The organism is Halobacillus litoralis (genome assembly GCF_009856445.1).
Lineage (GTDB): Bacteria > Bacillota > Bacilli > Bacillales > Halobacillaceae > Halobacillus > Halobacillus litoralis.
Genome location: NZ_WMFA01000003.1, coordinates 97,905 through 118,058, shown reverse-complemented (window position 1 = coordinate 118,058; position 20,154 = coordinate 97,905). Strand labels below are relative to the sequence as shown.

Here is a 20,154-nt window from a genome sequence, read left to right as displayed (position 1 = left end):
GGGCTGACTTTACCGTCAGCCTTCTTTTTTCTTTACCCTTTACATTTCCACTTCTCCGCCAACCTGCGAATATGGTCAGGAGTCGTCCGGCAGCATCCTCCAACGATTGATGCCCCTTTATCAATCCAACGCTCGGATGCGTCATCAAAGCACACCGCGGAACCCTCTCCGTGCCACGTATTGGAATCAGGATCATACGTTTCGCCGGAGTTCGGATATATAAGTACGGGCTTGTCTGTATGTTCTTTCAGGAGAGCCACTGCATCTGCAGCTATCTCCATTGGTGCACAATTCACTCCAACTGCAGCGATTTGCCCATGATCATCCAGCTCTTTCACACACGTTTGAAGATCCGTACCGTCACTGATTTTACCTCCATCTCTTAAAGTAAAAGACATCCAGGCAAATGACTTAGGAAATTCTTTTAATAAGGAAGCCAACACTCTCCCCTCTTGAAAAGAAGGGATCGTTTCCATCGCTAAAAGATCTGCACCTGCTTCAACCACTGCTTTCATTCTTGGACGGTGGAAATCAATCAACTGTTGATCCGTTACCCCGTAATTTCCTATGTATTCCGACCCGTCTGCCAGATAAGCTCCATAAGGTCCGATTGAAGCGGCCACTAACGGCTTCACTTTGTTCACAGCATCTGTTTCTTCCCAATATTCGTCTCTTGCGCTCCTGGCAAGCTCCACCGTTTTTTTAATCAACGATATCGCTTGCTCTTTGGAAAAGCCCCGCTCGGCAAAACCAGGAAGCGTTGCCTGATAACTGGCAGTAATCGCACAATCCGCTCCCGCTTTGAAATATTCTTTATGTACAGACTCTATAGCTTCTGGCTTTTCCAGTAGTACTTTCGCTGACCACAAAGGATCATCCAGGTCACATCCATGTGCTTCAAGTTCTGTCGCTAATGCCCCATCCAGGACCATAATGGAATCCTGCCTTAGTATTTGTTTGATTGGATCAATATTCATCCGTGGCTCCCCCTTCTAACTAATCTTTTTTGCTTTAAGGACCTTTCGACAGTAAAGAGCTGCATTCCTGCAAGAGCAATAGACTACTTCTTCTTTAAAGAGAGGGCAGCCTCATTGTTCTTAAGCAGGACTTCAATATTTTCTGGAACTTCCCCCATTGATTTCATAAAAAGTATGCCAGTCGTACATTTATTCTAAAGATCAGCCCCCTATAATATCTCCCCCACCGTCCATCACGTAATGAAAGTAAACGAAAACCCCCTCCTTTCATCACGAAAAGGGGGGGCGGTCTTTATTGTATTTCCTGCTGTTTCACTAAATCCGCTTGTACGATAAAACGCTCAGGGGCAGAACCTGTAAAGTCGAACGGATAACAGGTGGTGAACGTTAAAGTTGGAGATGATGTAGGAACAAGAAATGATGTATCCTCCGAGTCCGCCACCCATATTTTATTAATTTGGTATTCATATTCGATATTGTTCTCTGTGAGATAGATAAAATCCCCTTCTACTAAACCATTTAGACCGGCAAACGTCGTCTCACTGTGACCAGCAAGAACCGTGTGCCCACCTTCAGAAGGAGATGATGCAAAGGATGTATCTAACATCCCGATTCCTTTCTTTAAAGTGTCTGGATCAGAATCGTAATCCACAGGATACTTTTTTCCAAGTTTAGGAACTGTCAGCTCTCCGTCCCCTTCATACGTGTCAGCATACACATAATCCATTGGATTGGAAGAGTCACTCAACTGTTCAGAAACCATAGTATTTCCGGGTCCCTCCGTAACGACCTGACTTTGCATCCACCATGGGTAACCGTTCCACAAAACCACCAAGAGTCCCATTGTTATGAAGATGATGCTAAGTTTTCGGATCATCAGACTTCATCTCCTTTGCGATTCAGTAAACTTCGCTTCTAGGACCTATGTTAAATACTTTTTATTAAGTAAACGATAAGAAGAGATGAAAGGGTTGTAAAAGAATGTAAATGCCTTACTGAATGGAATGAAAAAGGTGCCAGGATCCTAAAGACCCGGCACCTTCCTGGTGGTTTTATTTACATTCTATTTCTTTTCATCCCTTACTCAATAACCCATTATCCAAACAAACTTCTAACAACAGTTCCTTGTAACCGGCGTCTTCAAATTGGATGCCGATCTGGTCACGATCAAATTCCTTAATCATTCCCTGACCAAACTTCCGGTGAGTGATGCGTTTGCCAATCTCCACATCATCCATTCGGAGCAGATTTTCGTCTGATAAATCAGGAGCCTGCCGCTTCCTTTTTTTCAGCGTCTTCTTCTCCCCTTCCGGCTGAAGGATCCTTCTCACGTTCATCAGGAAAATCGACTCCGTTACGCGTTCACTACCTTTGTAGTTGTACGTCAGTAACTCAAGGTTTGTTCGTGCGCGCGTCATGCCGACATAGAAAAGGCGGACGGCTTCTTCCATCGGTCCAGCCTCCTTATTGCGGTACGTTTCCATATCATCCTTCGATGGAATGACTCCATTGACGAGGTCGATCATATACACTTTGTCATATTCAAGACCTTTAGCACTGTGGAACGTCGTCAGCGTCAAGGTGCTTTGATTTTTATTGTATTTCGAAGTTTGAAGGAGCTTCTCCAACTCCTTCAAGCGGTCAGCAAATCCTTTCAGTGACCCTAACCCCTCAGCGATCTTTTCCAGAGTGTTCAAGATATTCATCAAGTGTTCAGCATTGAATCCAAACTTCTCGGACATCTTCTGCAGGGCATGATCGTAACCGAGCTTTTCCCTGATCGTGCGGATCGCCTGGGCGGGCTCCATTTCGTTGATTTCTTTAAAAAGCTTTTTCGCCTTCTTGATGTTCTTTGATTGATAGTCAGGAATGTCCTTCTCCAAAAGCCGATCAAAAATCGACACCTGGCTGTTTCTCTTTTTCAAAAAGAAGATCTGTTTTTTCGAAATGTAAGCATTAAACTTCGTGTGAATACGCTCGAGAATATCGACACGGCGGTCATTATAGGAAAAACGCATGAAGTTCAGGATATCTTCTACGACCCAGTGTTTAAAAAACTTCGGATCGATGTCTTTCATGTAAAAATTGATGCCGGCTTTATCGAGCTGATCAGCGATCGGCACAGCCGAGGCGTTGTTTCGGTAAAGGACAGCCACCTCTTCACCCGGGTTCCTCTTTTTCAGCTGCTCCGTGAGATATTTCACCTGCTTTTCATAATTGCTCAAGTTTTTGATCTCGATGGGAGTATGGGCCTCATTTTCCGTGAACATTTCTTTCGCATACCGCTTCTTATTGCGTTTGATAAACTGATTGGATACTTTCACAATATCCTCGGAGGAGCGGTAGTTCTGGGACATCGTCAGGACCGTCCCGTTCGGATACGTCTCTTCAAAATCTAAAAGTTTGTCGACATCTGAACCCCGCCACATGAAGATTGACTGGTCATCATCCGCTACGACACAAAGGTTGTTCTGCGGTTTTGCCAGCAATTCAACGATTTCATGCTGAACCAACGAGTTATCCTGACTTTCATCCGTCAACATGTACTCAAACCGCTGCTGATATTTGGATAGGATTTCAGCATCGTCCAATAAAATTTGATGACAATACGTCAGCATGTCATCAAAATCCAGCAGCAACTTGAACGGATCTTTCTTTTTGAACGCTTCATACGATTGATAGATGACCGCTGCCTGTTTCACCTGACAAGAGACACGGTCAAGCTCTTTCCCTTCCAACATCCGGTTCTTCACAAAACTGATGTACCTCATCAGCTCGTCCATCTCATCATCCGTCATCTGCACGCCATTTGTGTCTTCATACAACTTCTTCAAAATGAACTTCTTATGAAGCGGAACTTCCGGGCCGTCCCAGCCTTTTTTCAATTCTTCATCACTGATGTTTCCTTCAATCAGCTGAAAATCCTGACTATTCTTTCGTAAGGACTCGCGGACCACCTTGTATGCGAAACTGTGGATAGTGGAAAAGTGGACCTTTTCATTCGTCAGACCGGAAAAGAAACGATCGAAACGTTCCGACATATCCCGGGCTGACGCTTTACTGAATGTGACCGCCATGATCCGGTCCGGGTCTACTTTCTTCTCAAGAATCAAATAACCGATCTTCATATTCAGTGTCGTCGTTTTCCCTGACCCGGGTGACGCAAGCAAAAGCAGCGGCCCGTCCGTGTGCACCACCGCCTGTTGCTGCACCTCATTCAAAAGGACACCCGTCTCCTGTTTCATCCGCTCAAAAAAATCCATATCTCTCCTCCTCCTTCCGATCAACGTATAACGAAAAAATAGATGGAAGAAGGCACACGCGCTTCTTCCATCTATTTTTACAACTTCACTTATTATACATTGGATTTGCAATCGTTTCTAGATGAATTTCTTCCCTCACTTACATGAGAAATTACAATCCGAATCATAATAAAAAAGAGAGGGAGGTGAAAGATCATGGCGAAAAGAACGAAGAAACATGATGCAGAACAAAAGAACAAAAAGGGATTTGACCCTAAACAGGCCGATACTGAGTTTTCTCAGGAATTCGGAAGTGCAGCAGCTAACGAAGCTCACAAACAAGAAGCTAAAAAAGCACGCAAATCTAAAAAAGCAAAACAAGACAACTAATAAAAAAAGGATTCCCTTATGCGGGAATCCTTTTTCGTTAGAAGGCAGGATACCTTCCATTCTAGACCGCCTGCCTTTGGCCTAACTCCTGATCCAGTAATAAAATGGCTGAAGGATTATCCTGTGCCAGTTTCAAGCGGTCCACAATCGTTTGGCTTTGAGCTTCTTCATCTATCTGCTCTCTTAAGAAATCCTGGATGATGACGGCCGCTTGAGGGTCGGTCTGGTTCGCATAATTGAAAGCCTGACGATAAGAATTGGTGACAAACTGCTCATGTTCCAACACCTTTTGAACGTTTCGAGTGGTGAACCATATTCTGTCGGCTGGGCAGGAATTTAAGACAACTGCACCGTCCCATCTTTATCTACGACATAATCAATCAACTTCAACATATGTGTCCGTTCTTCCTCTGATTGAAGGCGTAGCCAATTGGCCATTCCTGTATAATTCTTCTTCCCCATATAGGCAGACATCGCTAAGTATAAGGTCGTTGATACGTGTTCAATTTCAATCAGCCGATTGAATAATTGCTCCATTTCCTTATTCAAGCTTCCACCTCCCTTTGTATATGGCTCACCCTAAAAATGTATGACCACGAGGGCAAAGATATACAGAGAAGCGCGGCTGCACTTCCTTATTTTTCTTATCCTCTTTCTTCTACCTGTGTTAAAATAAGAGAACGATAGAGAGCGAAATTTAGGAGTGAACGATGGATGGACAAAAAAGACATCGCCGGTATCCGCAGGCAGCTTAAAGTGGATAATGACCTACTGAAGATCAAGAACATCTTCAACGTCTATATTATGAAAGAAACGACGGAAATTTTTCATCACCAAAGCCAGCCATTTGAAATGCTCGATAAAGACCAGCAGGAACTTTATATGAACAATTTCAAAAAGCTTCTCACCGGGCAGCTGGATGAAAAGTTGTTCGAACTGAAGTTTCAGCGAGAAGCCGAAGAAAACAGCCAGCTGATATTACATAAAGGTTTATTAAGTAATCATGTAGACGACTGGAAGGAACAAATGCTCCAGATGACAGAAAAAATCATCCGCGACAACCCTTATGAGAAGGATGTCGTCATTTCTTTCATCCGCGCCGAATACATGAAACCGACGAGGCGCCGCAGTGAAGAATCAGAGGAAAGCAGCCGCGACGCTGTGTATTCAAACCCATTCATCCTCTGCAGCATCAATAAAACCGAGGACCCGAAAAAAGAAATCCAGTTCGACTATATAGAGAAAGAGTTTAAATATAAAATTGAAGTCGATCCTGTCATCGACTTGAAGAACCCGATGACCGGCTTCCTTTTCCCAGGCATTACAGACGGTGCTTCCGACGTGAACCATATCCTCTACTCTGCAGGAAAAGCGAACGAACCGGACTATCGTTTCATTGAAGACGTATTGAACGGAGAAGAAATCATGACGGCGAAAGAAGATAAAGCCATTTTCGAAGAAGTCATCCGCGACGTCGTCGGCGACCAGCTGAGCCCTTCCACCCTTGCTAATGTGTATGGGGAGATCAACCGAACCGTCGAAGAAAACGAAGACGATACTCCTCCGAAGCTCGACTACCGGGATGTCGAACGCGTCTTGAAATCGAGCGGTGAACAGGTCGATTCGGAAAAAGTAAAACACGCCTTCGCCCAGATTACCGATAATGAAGGCTATGAGCTGAAAGCAAGCAGTATCGTACCGAAATACAACTCCAAGTCGATTAAAATCAATACGAAAATCGCTAATATTTCAATCAGCCCTCAGGACCTGCAGTATGTCAGGCAGGTCAATTACAAAGGGAAACGCTGCATCATGATTGAAGTGGAAGAAGATGCAGAGGTGGATGGATTCAAAATGCTGCCGGAGGCTTTCGGAGAATAAGTGTGATAAGACTCAAAAGGAAGTCCCTGCCCCCCCACGTGGGGGGGCAGGGACTTTCGCAGAGTTTTGGTTGATATTTTTCATTATTGATTGATATGTTGGAAATTTAATTGATTTATTCAATTTTTAATTGATATCTCACAACTTTAATTGATATCTCTGATAGATATACTTTCAGTTAGGACAAAACATATGAGGAAAGGCACGTATAAAGAATATACGTGCCTTTCCTCATACTCGAATGAATGCTTGAATCACATGTCCGATCCCTGTATGCCGTTCCCCTTCCGTCCGGTCCGCTTCGCCATAACAGAAGTGAAGGCACTTGTAATCCCTGATCCAATCCAGCACCTCTTCAGGTTTATAAAGCATTTGTTTATCCTTCGGCCCTCCAGTACCATAAATGATTTGATCTTCAGAATAGACTTCAAAGAGAACATATCCTCCAGGCTTCACGGACTTGATCATCTGATCAATAAGAAAACGCTGATGATCTTTCGGAACATGACCGAAGACCATAACCGCTGCATCAAATTGTCCAGGTTCCATTTCTTTTTTCGTAAAATCCGCTTGAACCGCATCTATATGAACACCCTCTTCTTCTGCCAGCCGTTCAGCTTTTGCCAGCCCTTCTTCCGATTGATCGAAGACCGTTACGTGATGTCCCTGCTTTGCCAGGTGCACAGCATTTCTACCTTCACCCTCTGCGAAACAAGCGATTTTTTCAGCTTCTTTCAGCTGTTCAGTCTTTTCAACTACGAACGTATTCGCCTGCTTCCCATACACATAAGTATCTTTTGAAAAGCTCTTATTCCAAAATTCTTTAGACATTTCAAATACCCCCTTCTGTATATAATGTCTATGGTAAGCATAGCACGGGTTCACTCTCTTATGCGAAAAAGCAACTCTATATCGTATAGCTGCGTAGAAACACGTTTCATTATTTACCCCTAAGGATAATGGCAAACCATACATAGAAATAAAGGAGGGCGACCATGTCCATTACACAAGGAATTCTCCTATTGTTTATCGGTTTTTTCATATTTACACTAGATAAAAAGCAGGAAAACCTGCCTGTACCGACGGTTCTCGTCTTTATCGGCATCGCTTTATCTTTCATCCCTTACTTTTCTTCCATCGAAGTGACAGAGCATATGATTTATCATGTGTTTCTGCCCGCTCTATTATTTGTGTCCGCCTATCGTTTCCCGGCAGATCAATTTAAAAAGCATATGGGTTTGATCCTTTTTCTAGCTACGGCCGGTCTTCTGTTGACGCTCGGGTTCTTAGGAGGTCTTGTCTATGCGATCAGCGGACCTTTTCTTTCGCTCTCGTTCATCGGTGCATTACTGCTGGCTTCTATTTTAACGCCAACGGATCCTGTGTCTGTGGTTTCGATCTTAAAGAATTCTACCGGCAATGAAAAGATTGCGGATGTGGTGGAGGGTGAATCCCTTCTGAATGACGGAACCAGCATCGTGATGTTTTCTGTGCTTCTGGGCATCTATACGAGCGCTGAGGATTTCACTCTCCTCTCCTTCGCAAGCGAGTTCTTAATCGTTTCTTTAGGGGGAGCCGGTCTTGGGATTGCGTTCGGTTGGTTGATGAGTAAAGGGATCCATTATACGCCTAACAAAGAATACCAGGTGATGCTGAGCATCGTTCTTGCTTATGGCATTTTCAACCTGGCAGAAGCCCTTGGTGTTTCTGGGGTTCTTGCAACCGTTTCGGCCGGTCTTATGCTTTCTTTCGAATACGGCCGAACGATCAAGGAAGAACATTTCAAGGATACATTGGACGGTTTTTGGGGGATTGTAGAAATTTCCGGCCTCTCTCTATTATTTTTGCTGATCGGAATCAAAGCCGCCCCCTATTTAAGCACCCCTGTCTGGGGGTTCGCGTTTGTCGTCTTTATCTTATCCATGCTCGTACGGTTCCTCATTATCGCCGGCAGCACAACCCTCTTCCCCCATTGGCGGAAGGAAATATCCTGGCGTGAATCCACAGTCATTTCGTGGTCCGGACTTAAAGGAACAATGTCTGTGTTTCTCATTTTAAGTTTTCAAGTGCAGCAGACAGGTACTCATGAAATGTTTCTTTCGTTAGCCTTTGCCACTGTCCTGATTTCTCTTATCATCCAAAGCCTTGGAGTCTATCCACTTTCAAAGAAATTGCTGTAGCCTCCTATTACAAAAATAAAAACAGATCAGCTGAAAAGCTGATCTGTTTTTTGTTTATGCAATTTTTCTACAAGCATCTGCACAATCCTGGCAGGCTTTCGCGCACGCTTGGCAGTGGTCATGATCATGCTTGGCACATTCTTTCCCGCAATCATCACAAATCTTCGCACAGACGGATGCAAGTTCCGCCACATAAGGAGTTCCTCTTGTAATCGCTGCTTCTAAGTATCCACAAATATCTGCACACTCACGATCCAGACGAATACACTCAGCCATCATTTTCACGTCTTCTTCTTTAAGACAGGCATCATAACAGTGGTTGCATGCCTCCATACAATCATGTAGCACCTTAAGCGTTTCCTGATACTGCTGGTGAGCCATACATAATTCCTCCTTAAAATTTTGATCTTACACAGTTATAATACCCAGTACCGGTATAAGTAAACATGTTTTTTACTTTTTTATCCATTTGTATCCGACACCCCACACCGTCTTCAAGTGGTCATTGATCGGAAAACCTGTGCGCCGGATTTTCTCACGGATGTGACGGACATGAGAGTCAATCGTTCTTCCTCCTGTGTCTGATTGAATGCCCCAGACGAGATCAAGCAGATCATTCCTATCATAGACATGATTTGGATGTTTCAGCAGAAGCCCTAAGAGTTGGAACTCCTTCGGAGTCAGAGGGATCTGTTCGCTCCCATAGTGGAGCTCATATGTATCACTATTCCACTCCAAGCCATTCATTTCGATGGAAGCTTGCGGATTTTCTCTCCTTAATAACGCTTCAATGCGTGCAATCAGGATTTCTTCATCGAAAGGCTTGGTTATGTAGTCATCCGCACCTGTCTTCAAACCTCGGATGACATCTTCTTTCTGATCTTTTGCGGTCAGCATAATGATGGGAACCTCACTGAATGTACGTATGCGCCGGCACGTTTCCATTCCATCCATATCCTTCATCATAATATCCAGAAGGACCAGGTCGTAAGAATAGTTCCGGAGTTCTTCCAAACCTTCCGCTCCGCTTCTAACTTTGCGAACCTCATATCCGTGAGGGACCAAATACAATTCTAATAAATCCAACATTCGCTTTTCATCATCGACTAAGAGAATTCTTTTCATCGTTATCTTCCTTTGGCCAAGTGATTAAGATGGTCAACCCTTCATCATTGAAAGCTTTCACGACTCCCCCGTGCAATTCAATGATTTCCCTTACAATGGAAAGGCCCAGTCCCGTTCCTCCGATCTCTCTGGATCTCGCTTTATCTACACGATATAAACGTTCGAATAAGTAAGGCAGAGCGCTTTCGGGGACACCAGGCCCATTATCAGATATTCTGATGATTACGTGCTGTTTTTCTGTTCCAGCAGTAATCGCTATCTTTGTTTCTTCGCCTCCATAACGGAGACCATTTTCCACGATGTTAAAGAAGACCTGTTTGAACCGCATAGGGTCCGCATAAATTTTCGTGTTTGACGGAACATCCAGGACCAATCGGGCTTTCTTTTCCTCTAAAGCAGGCTCCAGATGTTCCTTTACCTCTGCGAGAATACAAGACACATCAAGGAGTTGGGCTTCAATAACAAACGAATTTTCATCCATTTTTGCAAGTTGAAAAAGCTGCTGAACCATGTCGGTCAAGTGCGTGGCTTCTTCTTTAATGATGTTCAAGTATTTATCTTTATCTTTGAAGGATGTCTCCTTTTTTGACGCCACATCTGCATAGCCTTTGACATAGGTGAGCGGGGTCCTCAGTTCATGAGCAATCGCAGATAAAAAATCGTGACGCTCTTTTTTTATCCGTTCGAGATCCTCAGATAATCGGTTGATCGACGAGGCGAGAACCCCCAGCTCATCATTCGGATGTTCATCCAGATACTCTTCCACTTTGCCGGTACTTAAGTTCTCTGTGACTTCTTTCATCCGAATAAGAGGACGCGTGATAAATTTGGACAAAGCCCCAACAATCAGGACTGTAACCAGGATAAGGACGACCATAACAAGAACAAACTGACGGGTGAGATGACCAATGATGCTGCGTATTACTTCAGAGGGAGAAAACATGATCACCTTTCCGATCTCTTCATTCTCCACGATAATCGGGGAGAGCGTAGCCACATAGGGCTCCGTTCTCCACTCATCCTCAATGATTCTCTCTTTTTCTTCTGCCTTTCCATCAATTGCTTCATAGAATACATCAGGGTAGGTTTCTCCATTAAACGATTCTGATAGGATGTTTCCATCCCCGTCGGTAATGATCACCTCTGTTACAGCCTCCGATTCCATCAAGGCAACGTGAGCGAGAGTGGATTCATCAAAATTATTCTCCAACACATCCCGATGACCTGCGCCGCGCGTCAGTAACTCCTCCATTACTTCATTGATTCGATGGGAAGAAACGGTTGTATATAATACGGCAAAAAGCAAAAGTTCAATTAAAATCATAGAAATCAAAAAGAGTAATCCTAATTTGATTGATATTTTATGCTTCATATAACCTCTCATTTTCAGGGGAATACCTTGTTCATTCAATTCTACCCTCTATTTGTGCAGAAACTGTGCAGAAAATGGGAATCAGGATGCTTTGAGAAGTTTTGCGTTAATCGCTACAATCACTGTACTCAAACTCATGAGGACCGCTCCGACAGCAGGACTTAATACGATGCCGACAGGAGCAAGAACGCCTGCGGCCAGTGGAATCGAAAAGATATTATAGCCTGCTGCCCACCATAAGTTCTGAACCATTTTCTTATACGTGTTTTTCGATAAGGTTACGATTGATACAATATCTCGCGGATTGCTCTTCACGAGTACAATATCCGCTGTTTCCACCGCAACATCGGTTCCGCTTCCGATCGCAATCCCTACATCGGCAGTTGCGAGAGCCGGCGCATCATTGATTCCATCCCCGGTCATCGCCACTTTCCTGCCTTCTGCCTGTACCTTTTTCACTTGCTCCGCTTTGTGATCCGGCATAACTTCTGCATACACTTCATCAATGCCGATTTGTTCAGCCACCCAGTCAGCTACTCGTTGGTGATCCCCTGTAAGCATGATTGAGCGGATTCCTCTTTCTTTCAATTCAGATACAGCTTCTTTCGCAGAATCCCGGACCATATCTGCTAAAGCAATCATCCCGATATAAGTGTCATCCAGAAGAACAAATACGACCGTTTTGCCTTGTTCCGATAAGCGGCTGAAGGTGTCCTGATCATAGTCGTAATCGTTCTCTGCCATATATCCCGGACTCATGACTTTCACTTCTTTTCCATCCACGGTTCCTTTCAAGCCTTTTCCAGTAACGGAATCAAAGTCTTCCACTTTTCCAAGAGAAATCTCCCGGTCTTCTGCTTCCTTCAGAATCCCTTGAGCCAATGGGTGTTCAGAATTCTGCTCCGCACTTGCAGCCCAGTAAAGAAGGTCCTTTTCATCGTCTTTTTCCGGCATAAGGTCGGTCACCCCGAACTCCCCTTTGGTGAGCGTTCCTGTTTTATCAAAAATAACAGCATCAACATTCCGTGCATTTTCAAACTGTGTCCGGTTCCTTATGAGAAGCCCCTGTTTCGCAGAAAGGGAAGTGGATACTGCAACAACTAATGGTGCCGCTAACCCTAGAGCATGAGGACAAGTAATAACCATCACCGTGACCATACGTTCTAGAGCGACATCCAATGAAAAGCCTAAGGCGAGCCACACCACAAACGTCGTAATCCCTGCGCCCAGAGCCAGGTAGAACAGCCATTTAGCCGCCCGGTTTGCGAAATCCTGTGCTTTGGATTTCGAGTTCTGCGCTTCTTCCACAAGGGTAATGACCTGTGATAAATAGGTGTCGTCTCCTAACTTTTCTACTTCCAGCGTGAGACTTCCTTCTTTATTAATTGAACCACCGATGACTTCTTCTCCCGTTTCTTTCTCTACCGGCACCGATTCACCCGTAAGCATGGATTCATCAATGGCTGACTTTCCATCTATGATTTTCCCATCAACCGGGATTTTTTCTCCCGGCTTCACAAGGACCCGATCATTTTCCTTCAATTCACTCACTGGAACATCTTCAACTTGATCACCTTCTGTCAGGCGATGAGCCTCGCTCGGCATCAGCTTCACCAATTCCTGTAAGGCATTGGAAGCTCCCATTACGGACTTCATTTCAATCCAGTGACCAAGGAGCATAATATCTATCAACGTCGCAAGCTCCCAGAAGAAGTTCCTTCCTGACCACCCGAATACCACGAGGGAACTGTAGGCATAGGCCACGAATATAGCAAGCCCGATCAGAGTCATCATTCCAGGATTTTTATTTTTCAGTTCATCGATAGCTCCCGTCAAGAACGGCCATCCTCCGTAGAAAAATACGAATGTAGCTAAAGCGAATAACACGTATTGATCAAACGGAAACGTGAAGCTGAATCCCAAAAGCTCCTGGATCATAGGAGAAAGGACGAGGATAGGGATGGTTACGATTAAGGATATATAAAACCTTCGTTTGAAATCATCAATCATCGCCCCGTGGTCATGACCTTCGTGAGAATGATCATGGCCTTCATGAGACTCTTCATGATGGTGCTCTTTATGTTTTTCATGAGAATGTTCTTCACTCATCGTTCAAACCTCCATTTCTGTGAATTAAGGCTGATTCGTCTGATTCAGTTCGAAAGGTGAAAAAACACTTTCGTAATCGACAATGGTTACCATGCCACGATCCGCATGATTATTATCATGACAATGGAACAACCATTCCCCTTTATTGTCCGCTTCGAAGTAAATCGTATACGATTCTCCAGGTTTCACATTAATCAAATCTTTCACGACAGCTCCTCCGCCTTCTGCTTCCACTTGAAAACGGTGGCCATGCAAATGCATGGGATGATTCAACCGCCCGTCATTGGTGATGTCCACTTTTACGATGTCTCCTTTTTCCACTTGAATCGGTGGTGTATCAGGGAAAACACCGTCATTAATCTGCCAGACCATCCCTTCTCCCATGTTCATTCCCATACTAAGGTTCATATCATACGAGACGTCCACATCCGGTACGTTATCAAAAAGCAGATCCTTACTCGCATGGGAAGTACCTTTGCTTACCGCCTGATCTTCAGCCTCTACTTGTAAATTCTCCGCTTTAGAATCCGAAGAGAGAACGGGAATCTGCATATCCTGAGAGTGTTCAACCGCAGGCATTTCCCCGATCATTTCATCGGATTCTCCCTTCGTATATAAGACATCGATCCTTTCACCAGGGGCGATCTCCAAAACGTTGTCTTCCCCCGAGTTTTGTACAGGTTCCGCATCAACAGCAATCATTTCCATCGAGCCTTCAGGAAAAACGAGACGGTGCAGCTGGTAGCCGGCATTCACAAACCGAAGCCTCGCTGTTTCGCCTTCTTCCATTCTCAAAGGTTCGATGGCCTCGCCAGCTTTGCCGTTCACTGTGAAAGTATCGTACATTTCTTTTGTATCGGCTTCTCCATCTCCCTGCATGGAACCCATCATCATGCCGCCCATATTGGTCCAATTCTCACGGTCCTGATTGACCGCCCACTCATCTAAAATGAAAACTTCATCCTGCTCAGGTTCGTCTCCTTTTTCTTCAACGACAAGCGGCCCATATAATCCCTTGTCTACTTGGAGAGCACTATGTTGGTGTGAATGGTACCAATACGTTCCAGGGTCTTCTGCAATGAATTCATATGTGAAGGACTCCCCTGGTTCAACAGCATCCTGGGTCACCCCTGGCACCCCGTCCATCCGATTCGGGAGAATAACCCCGTGCCAATGAATAGTAACAGGAACATCTAATTCATTGTGCAGTTCAACCTGGACTAAATCGCCCTGTTCAACGTGTAAGGACTCACCAGGAACTTTTCCGTTATAGGTCCAGGCCTGGACGGACTCCCCCTTTTGTATTTCCCACTCGGTTTCTTCCGCCGTTAGTTCAAATTTTTTGGTTGGTCGGCTTCCAGCCTCTATCGGTTGAATATCCAAAATACTTGTTCCTTCTTCACTAGTATTTAAGTTCCCTGCGCTCTTCTGTTGCATGAATGGAGATTGGAAAAATACCCAGACTCCTATGCCGATGAGCACGACGATCATAAATGAACCGAGCCACATCCTGTTCATGATTTGCACCTCCAACATCAGTCATCCAATTTCTTTTTCAAGCGGTCGTATTCTTCTTCTGTAATTTCCCCGCTTGCCAAACGTCTCTTTAATACCTCTTTAGACCTTGGCTCCCTATGTTCTCGATCATTGGAATTGCGCTCTTCTGCATTTGGTTTCATCATCCATCTGACAATGAAAAAGATGGCGATGATCAGAATCAAGAGAATCAATCCAAAGCCGAAAAAGCCCCCGAAGAAGCTGTTTCCCATTCCACTACCGTCCATCATTCCACCCATTTTCATTCCTCCTTTTTCATAATACCTATACCTTGTACTGTATATATTTAAGCTAACAGGTTCTATTTGTCTATCCCCATCAATTGTGCAGAATTTATGGATTTTTTATAGACTTTTTCTTCATCCTCTTTTCATTGCTCTATATCCTTAGATTCATTTATCGCTTGTAAGAGGGCTGTCATTTCTCTATAGAAGAAAAATTTGGTATATTGTTTTCCATCATATAGAAAAGGAAGGAATGCGAAATGAAAAATGGTTATGTCATCACAATTTTGTTCAGTCTGCTTCTGGTTATAAGCGCGTGTGGGAATAGCGAAAATCAAGAAGTTGAAAAGAATACGGAAGAAACACCACCGACAGAAGAAACCAGTCAGGATGAAATGAGCGGAGATGATATGGAAGGCGATCATTCTACGGAAGAAGGACATGGTCACAGCATGTCCAGTGATGGAGAAATTCCAGAAGGATTGCAAACCGCTGAAAATCCTGCCTATAACGAAGGCGATCAGGTGATTATTGAAGCCGAGCACACGGAGGGTCATGACTCAGTAATGAAGGGGGCAGAGGCTACCGTGACAGGAGCTTTTGATACCACCGCTTATGCCGTATCTTTCACCCCGACTACCGGTGGAGACCCGGTGACGAATCACAAGTGGGTCATACATGAAGAGCTCGAAAATGCGGAAAGTGCTCCTCTCTCAGAAGGAACAGAAGTGACGCTGGCGGCTGATCATATGGAAGGAATGGATGGTGTAAAGGCGACCATCGACACAGCTGAACAAACCACTGTCTACATGGTTGACTTTACAACCGTTGACGGGGAGCAGGATGTGACCGACCACAAATGGGTAACGGAAAACGAATTGCGTTCACCTGAATAATAGTTATACAAAAACGGGGCGGTAGAAGATCATCTTCTACCGCCCCATGCTTATCCAAATATGGTGACCATTGCTCTAGAAACTCCCCTTTAAAAAACACCTTAGTAGACGAGTAGTGTAAGAAGCGAGATTCCTATCCCTAAGAAACCGAGCAGAATACTATAGGGTAGGTTTCTCAGCACAATCTGATAAGGATTCATCCGTAAAGCTACTGAAGTGATGGTAACGATCAGACCATAAGGGGCGGAAGGCACCGTAGCAATCGCACAGGCAGACAGAAGAATGGTCAGGGTCACCTCAGGGAACGTTCCAATCAACAGTTCACTGACACCACCAAAGATCCCCATCGTCGCAAGCGGATGAACGCCCAGCAGCGTCATCACAAGGAAAGCAGCCTGAATGAAGAGCATGATGAGAAGCGGACTTCCCTCAAGCGCAATCAGAGGATCCTGTAAATACTTTAAGTATGGCGAAGCATTCAATGTCTCTGTTAAAAAGGATAGCGACAGCAGGAGAACGATGAAGTTACTTAAATGGTTTGTCTTCCATTTCCATGTCGGCCAGCCGACATGCAGGAAACTCCGTCTCCGCTTCACAAGCACCGCCCATGTGAAAGCGAAGGGGAAGATCGATACGGTGACAGCAAAAAGAAAGTCCAGCTGAATGACGTTTCCTAAAAATACGACCACGGATAAAAACAGGACGAGCGCGACAATGAACTGAACGAGTTTATTCCTGCTTTTCCCTGTCCCTTTTTCTAGTGAAGGGGGTGCTTCCATCCCGTATTTGCGAAACATCATTTTCCCCATCAAAGAATCCATCGAAATACCAAGAACCGCGATCAGCAGCATCCACGGCAGCACTTCTAAATAATTCGCCCCTGTAATGAAAATCGAAGTCGCAAGCAGGATTTCCAGCGGGCTCCATAACAAAGCAAGCGAATACCCACGAAGTGTCGCCATTAAAATGAAGCTGTTCTTCACCTTCGTTTTCACATCTTTCAACTGTTCCTTCAACAAGTCCTGGGAAATGGTGGCGGAAGACAAGTTCAGGAAAGCGGCAAGAGAAACCATGGTGACTTCACTCCGGACATATAAAGAACCAAGTCCCTTGGCGTTACTTCCTAATAAGGATTGCAGGAGTTTGTTATACCTTCCCGCTTTTACCACACTATTCATCCATGGAAGCATGGATAATAGGAAGAGCAGGCCAATGTTCCCGGCAAAGAACGAGGGAATCTCCTGGAAGGTCGTCTCACTCGAGAAGAAGAAAAACGCACCGGCGACTAACAACACCATTCCTAAGATCTTGAACACACGATCCGATCGAGGAAAACTGATCGCCAGCATGACGATTCCAAGAATTCCGATGATGGTGTATAAAGTCGAATTGTTCCAAAACACGTGAACGACATTCAAGGCGAACACGAATGAGTAAAATATGTACAAGTAGTTGGATATGTGACGCACAATCATTCCCCTATCTCATCGACTGGATTTCTATGTTTGTTTGGGTGCATCGATTACTAGAATCAATGCTTTCATGCTATACACAATGGGAATATTTTTCAATGAATTTGTATTTGAAAAGCAGAGACTTTTTCTTATGCGTTTATCCATGCAGGTTTCTCTTTCCCATCCACTAACAGCCCTATTCGTAACTTTATCAATCTATTAAAATATGATTCGCGTTTTTCTTCTATATAATGAAATAAAATTTTTCCAGTAAATCAGAGGGTTCTGCCTTTCAAAAAATGACTCTTTTTATTATAATTATAATCTAAGACCGATTATAATTTTTTCACAAATATAGGAGGGTATCATTCATGGACAAAAATGAAATGCATGACAGCCAAGCTGGAAAGTGTCCCGTAACCCACGAAAAAACGAAAGAAGAAAGCGCCGTAACGACAACGAAAGTCGGCACAACGAACAAAGACTGGTGGCCCAACCAGCTGAACCTGCATATTTTACGTCAGCACGATAAAAAGTCGAATCCGATGGGAGAAGACTTCGATTATGAAGAGGAATTCAACAAACTTGATTATTACGCCCTGAAGCAGGACCTGCACGAGCTGATGACAGACAGCCAGGACTGGTGGCCGGCAGACTACGGACATTATGGCCCCCTATTTATTCGTATGTCCTGGCACGCAGCCGGTACGTATCGTACAGGAGATGGACGCGGTGGTGGTGCCACAGGAAACCAGCGATTCGCACCTCTGAACAGCTGGCCGGATAATGCGAACCTCGATAAAGCCCGCCGTCTGCTTTGGCCGATCAAACAGAAATATGGCAATAAAATCTCCTGGGCAGACCTGCTCGTACTTACTGGAAACGTCGCGCTTGAATCCATGGGATTGAAGACCTTTGGCTTTGGCGGAGGACGCGAGGACATCTGGCATCCAGAAGAAGATGTCTATTGGGGAAATGAAAAAGAGTGGCTCGGCGACAATCGTTACTCCGGCGACCGCGAACTTGAAAGCCCACTCGCTGCTGTGCAGATGGGACTCATCTATGTAAACCCGGAAGGTCCAAACGGCAACCCGGACCCACTTGCAAGTGCACGCGATATCCGCGAAACGTTCGCCCGTATGGGAATGAATGACGAAGAGACTGTTGCTCTAGTCGCTGGTGGTCACACTTTCGGTAAAGCTCACGGTGCCGGCGACCCTGACAAAGTCGGTGCATCCCCTGAAGCCGCTGACATTGAGGATCAAGGCTTAGGCTGGATGAGCTCTCACGGAAGCGGGAAAGGACGCGACACGATCACAAGTGGTGTCGATGGTGCATGGACAGCGAACCCGACCGTTTGGGACAACGGCTATTATGATCTATTGTTCGGCTACGAATGGGAATTGACGAAGAGTGCAGCAGGTGCGAACCAATGGGCGCCGGTCAATCCTAAAAAAGAGGACATGGCCCCGGATGCGGAGGATCCTTCGGTAAAAGTCCCTACCTTTATGACGACAGCCGATATGGCGCTTCGTATGGACCCGGATTACGAAAAGATCTCCCGTCGTTTCCATCAAAATCCGGATGAATTTGCCGATGCCTTTGCTCGTGCATGGTTCAAGCTGCTTCACCGTGACATGGGACCAAAAGCAAGATACCTCGGACCAGAAGTTCCGGATGAAGACTTGATTTGGCAGGATCCGATTCCAACAGTGAATTACGAATTAACCGATGCTGAAGTGGCAGAGCTGAAAACAAAAATTCTCGACTCAGGTCTTTCTGTCAGCCAACTTGTGAAAACGGCCTGGGCTGCAGCAAGCACATATCGTGGATCGGACATGCGTGGTGGCGCGAATGGTGCCCGCATCCGACTCACTCCACAAAAAGACTGGGAAGTGAACGAACCACAACAGCTTTCCAAGGTACTTGCCGTCTATGAAGGCATTCAAAAGCAGTTCGATAAAGAAGTCAGCCTTGCTGATTTAATTGTCCTTGGAGGGAGCGCAGCCGTAGAAAAAGCGGCCAAAGATGCAGGCGTCGAAGTCACGGTTCCATTTGTATCCGGACGCGGCGATGCCACCCAGGAGCAAACCGACGAAGAAAGTTTCGAAGTCCTCGAGCCGATGGCGGATGGATTCCGTAACTATGAGAAGAAGAGATATACGTTGAGCCCTGAAGAGTTGCTCGTCGACAAAGCACAGCTTCTTGGTCTTTCTGCACCGGAAATGACTGTACTCGTCGGCGGTATGCGCGTACTTGGTGCCAACTACAAAGACACAGACTACGGCGTATTCACAGACAAAGTCGGCACACTGACAAACGACTTTTTCGTGAACCTTCTTGATATGAACATCGAGTGGAAGCCGAGTGATTACAATGAATATGAAGGCCGCAATCGTCAAACAGGCGATCTTGTCAGAAAAGCAACACGCGTCGACCTCGTCTTCGGATCCAACTCTGTCCTGCGTTCGCTCGGTGAAGTGTATGCACAGGAAGACAACAAAGAGAAATTTGTCCATGACTTTATTGCTGCTTGGGTGAAAGTAATGAACGCGGATCGTTTTGATTTGAAGAAGAAGAAAGATTTGGCTTATCATAACGCGTAAGTAAGAAGCAGGAGGCTGCACCAGCCTCCTGCTTTTCTTCGTTCATATGTATCTATTACTCTTCCCTTCCACCCACTTTAGAGCTTCACCATAGTCCGTGGGGCAGGCCCGATTTAAGTGTATTTTGTGGTGGTTGTACGT

16 protein-coding genes and 1 pseudogene are annotated in these 20,154 nt (G+C 45.0%); 5 read left to right on the top strand and 12 right to left on the bottom strand.

The window, feature by feature from the left end; all coding sequences use genetic code 11:
• Positions 1-32 precede the first annotated feature (32 nt).
• The 3 genes from mmuM to GLW00_RS10995 form a co-directional block, all read right to left on the bottom strand.
• Positions 33-977 (bottom strand): homocysteine S-methyltransferase, encoded by a 945-nt coding sequence (gene mmuM, locus GLW00_RS11005; protein ID WP_160913998.1) that lies wholly within the window; start codon positions 975-977, stop codon positions 33-35.
• 292 nt (positions 978-1,269) lie between these two features.
• Positions 1,270-1,854, bottom strand: coding sequence for a class D sortase, LPxTATN-specific (gene srtD / locus GLW00_RS11000; protein WP_160913996.1), 585 nt, complete (start codon positions 1,852-1,854; stop codon positions 1,270-1,272).
• A 196-nt stretch (positions 1,855-2,050) separates the two neighbouring features.
• Positions 2,051-4,240 (bottom strand): ATP-dependent helicase, encoded by a 2,190-nt coding sequence (locus GLW00_RS10995; RefSeq protein WP_160913994.1) that lies wholly within the window; start codon positions 4,238-4,240, stop codon positions 2,051-2,053.
• Between the two features lie 195 nt (positions 4,241-4,435).
• Between GLW00_RS10995 and GLW00_RS20500 the strand changes: the two genes are divergently transcribed.
• Positions 4,436-4,609 carry a hypothetical protein gene (locus GLW00_RS20500; protein ID WP_202412464.1) on the top strand — a complete coding sequence of 58 codons (174 nt, stop codon included), beginning with the start codon at positions 4,436-4,438 and terminating at the stop codon, positions 4,607-4,609.
• Between the two features lie 61 nt (positions 4,610-4,670).
• Here GLW00_RS20500 and GLW00_RS10990 read toward each other — a convergent pair.
• Positions 4,671-5,146: pseudogene (locus GLW00_RS10990) on the bottom strand (ferritin).
• A 177-nt stretch (positions 5,147-5,323) separates the two neighbouring features.
• Here GLW00_RS10990 and GLW00_RS10985 point away from each other — a divergent pair.
• Complete coding sequence (locus tag GLW00_RS10985) at positions 5,324-6,490, top strand: DUF4317 domain-containing protein (protein WP_160913992.1); 1,167 nt, start codon at positions 5,324-5,326, stop codon at positions 6,488-6,490.
• 231 nt (positions 6,491-6,721) lie between these two features.
• On the opposite strand, the gene GLW00_RS10980 is transcribed toward GLW00_RS10985, so the two are convergent.
• Positions 6,722-7,321 carry a class I SAM-dependent methyltransferase gene (locus GLW00_RS10980; RefSeq protein WP_160913990.1) on the bottom strand — a complete coding sequence of 200 codons (600 nt, stop codon included), beginning with the start codon at positions 7,319-7,321 and terminating at the stop codon, positions 6,722-6,724.
• Positions 7,322-7,485: 164 nt separating this feature from the next.
• Here GLW00_RS10980 and GLW00_RS10975 point away from each other — a divergent pair, with 164 nt between their 5' ends.
• Positions 7,486-8,670 (top strand): cation:proton antiporter, encoded by a 1,185-nt coding sequence (locus GLW00_RS10975; protein ID WP_160913988.1) that lies wholly within the window; start codon positions 7,486-7,488, stop codon positions 8,668-8,670.
• Positions 8,671-8,724: 54 nt separating this feature from the next.
• Here the strand turns inward: GLW00_RS10975 and GLW00_RS10970 are convergent, their stop codons facing one another.
• From GLW00_RS10970 to GLW00_RS10945, 6 genes are all read right to left on the bottom strand, one after another.
• Complete coding sequence (locus GLW00_RS10970; RefSeq protein ID WP_160913986.1) at positions 8,725-9,051, bottom strand: four-helix bundle copper-binding protein; 327 nt, start codon at positions 9,049-9,051, stop codon at positions 8,725-8,727.
• Positions 9,052-9,123: 72 nt separating this feature from the next.
• Complete coding sequence (locus GLW00_RS10965) at positions 9,124-9,795, bottom strand: response regulator transcription factor (RefSeq protein WP_160913984.1); 672 nt, start codon at positions 9,793-9,795, stop codon at positions 9,124-9,126.
• A complete protein-coding gene (locus tag GLW00_RS10960; protein ID WP_160913982.1) occupies positions 9,770-11,167 on the bottom strand; it encodes a sensor histidine kinase in 1,398 nt (465 codons plus the stop codon). Before GLW00_RS10960 ends, GLW00_RS10965 begins: the two co-directional genes overlap by 26 nt.
• An 81-nt stretch (positions 11,168-11,248) precedes the next feature.
• On the bottom strand, positions 11,249-13,276 hold the full coding sequence (locus tag GLW00_RS10955) for a heavy metal translocating P-type ATPase (RefSeq protein WP_160913981.1): 2,028 nt from the start codon (positions 13,274-13,276) through the stop codon (positions 11,249-11,251).
• Positions 13,277-13,300: 24 nt separating this feature from the next.
• Positions 13,301-14,794: a multicopper oxidase family protein gene (locus GLW00_RS10950; RefSeq protein WP_160913979.1), complete on the bottom strand. Its 1,494-nt coding sequence runs from the start codon at positions 14,792-14,794 to the stop codon at positions 13,301-13,303.
• Positions 14,795-14,811: 17 nt separating this feature from the next.
• Complete coding sequence (locus GLW00_RS10945; RefSeq protein WP_160913977.1) at positions 14,812-15,072, bottom strand: SHOCT domain-containing protein; 261 nt, start codon at positions 15,070-15,072, stop codon at positions 14,812-14,814.
• Positions 15,073-15,317: 245 nt separating this feature from the next.
• Here GLW00_RS10945 and GLW00_RS10940 point away from each other — a divergent pair, with 245 nt between their 5' ends.
• Positions 15,318-15,953 (top strand): YdhK family protein, encoded by a 636-nt coding sequence (locus tag GLW00_RS10940; protein ID WP_160913975.1) that lies wholly within the window; start codon positions 15,318-15,320, stop codon positions 15,951-15,953.
• 101 nt (positions 15,954-16,054) lie between these two features.
• Here GLW00_RS10940 and GLW00_RS10935 read toward each other — a convergent pair whose 3' ends face one another.
• Positions 16,055-17,428 carry a hypothetical protein gene (locus tag GLW00_RS10935; protein ID WP_160913973.1) on the bottom strand — a complete coding sequence of 458 codons (1,374 nt, stop codon included), beginning with the start codon at positions 17,426-17,428 and terminating at the stop codon, positions 16,055-16,057.
• 350 nt (positions 17,429-17,778) lie between these two features.
• Here GLW00_RS10935 and katG point away from each other — a divergent pair, with 350 nt between their 5' ends.
• Entirely contained in the window at positions 17,779-20,013 is a 2,235-nt protein-coding gene (gene katG, locus GLW00_RS10930; protein WP_160913971.1) for a catalase/peroxidase HPI, read from the top strand.
• The last annotated feature ends 141 nt before the right edge of the window (positions 20,014-20,154 follow it).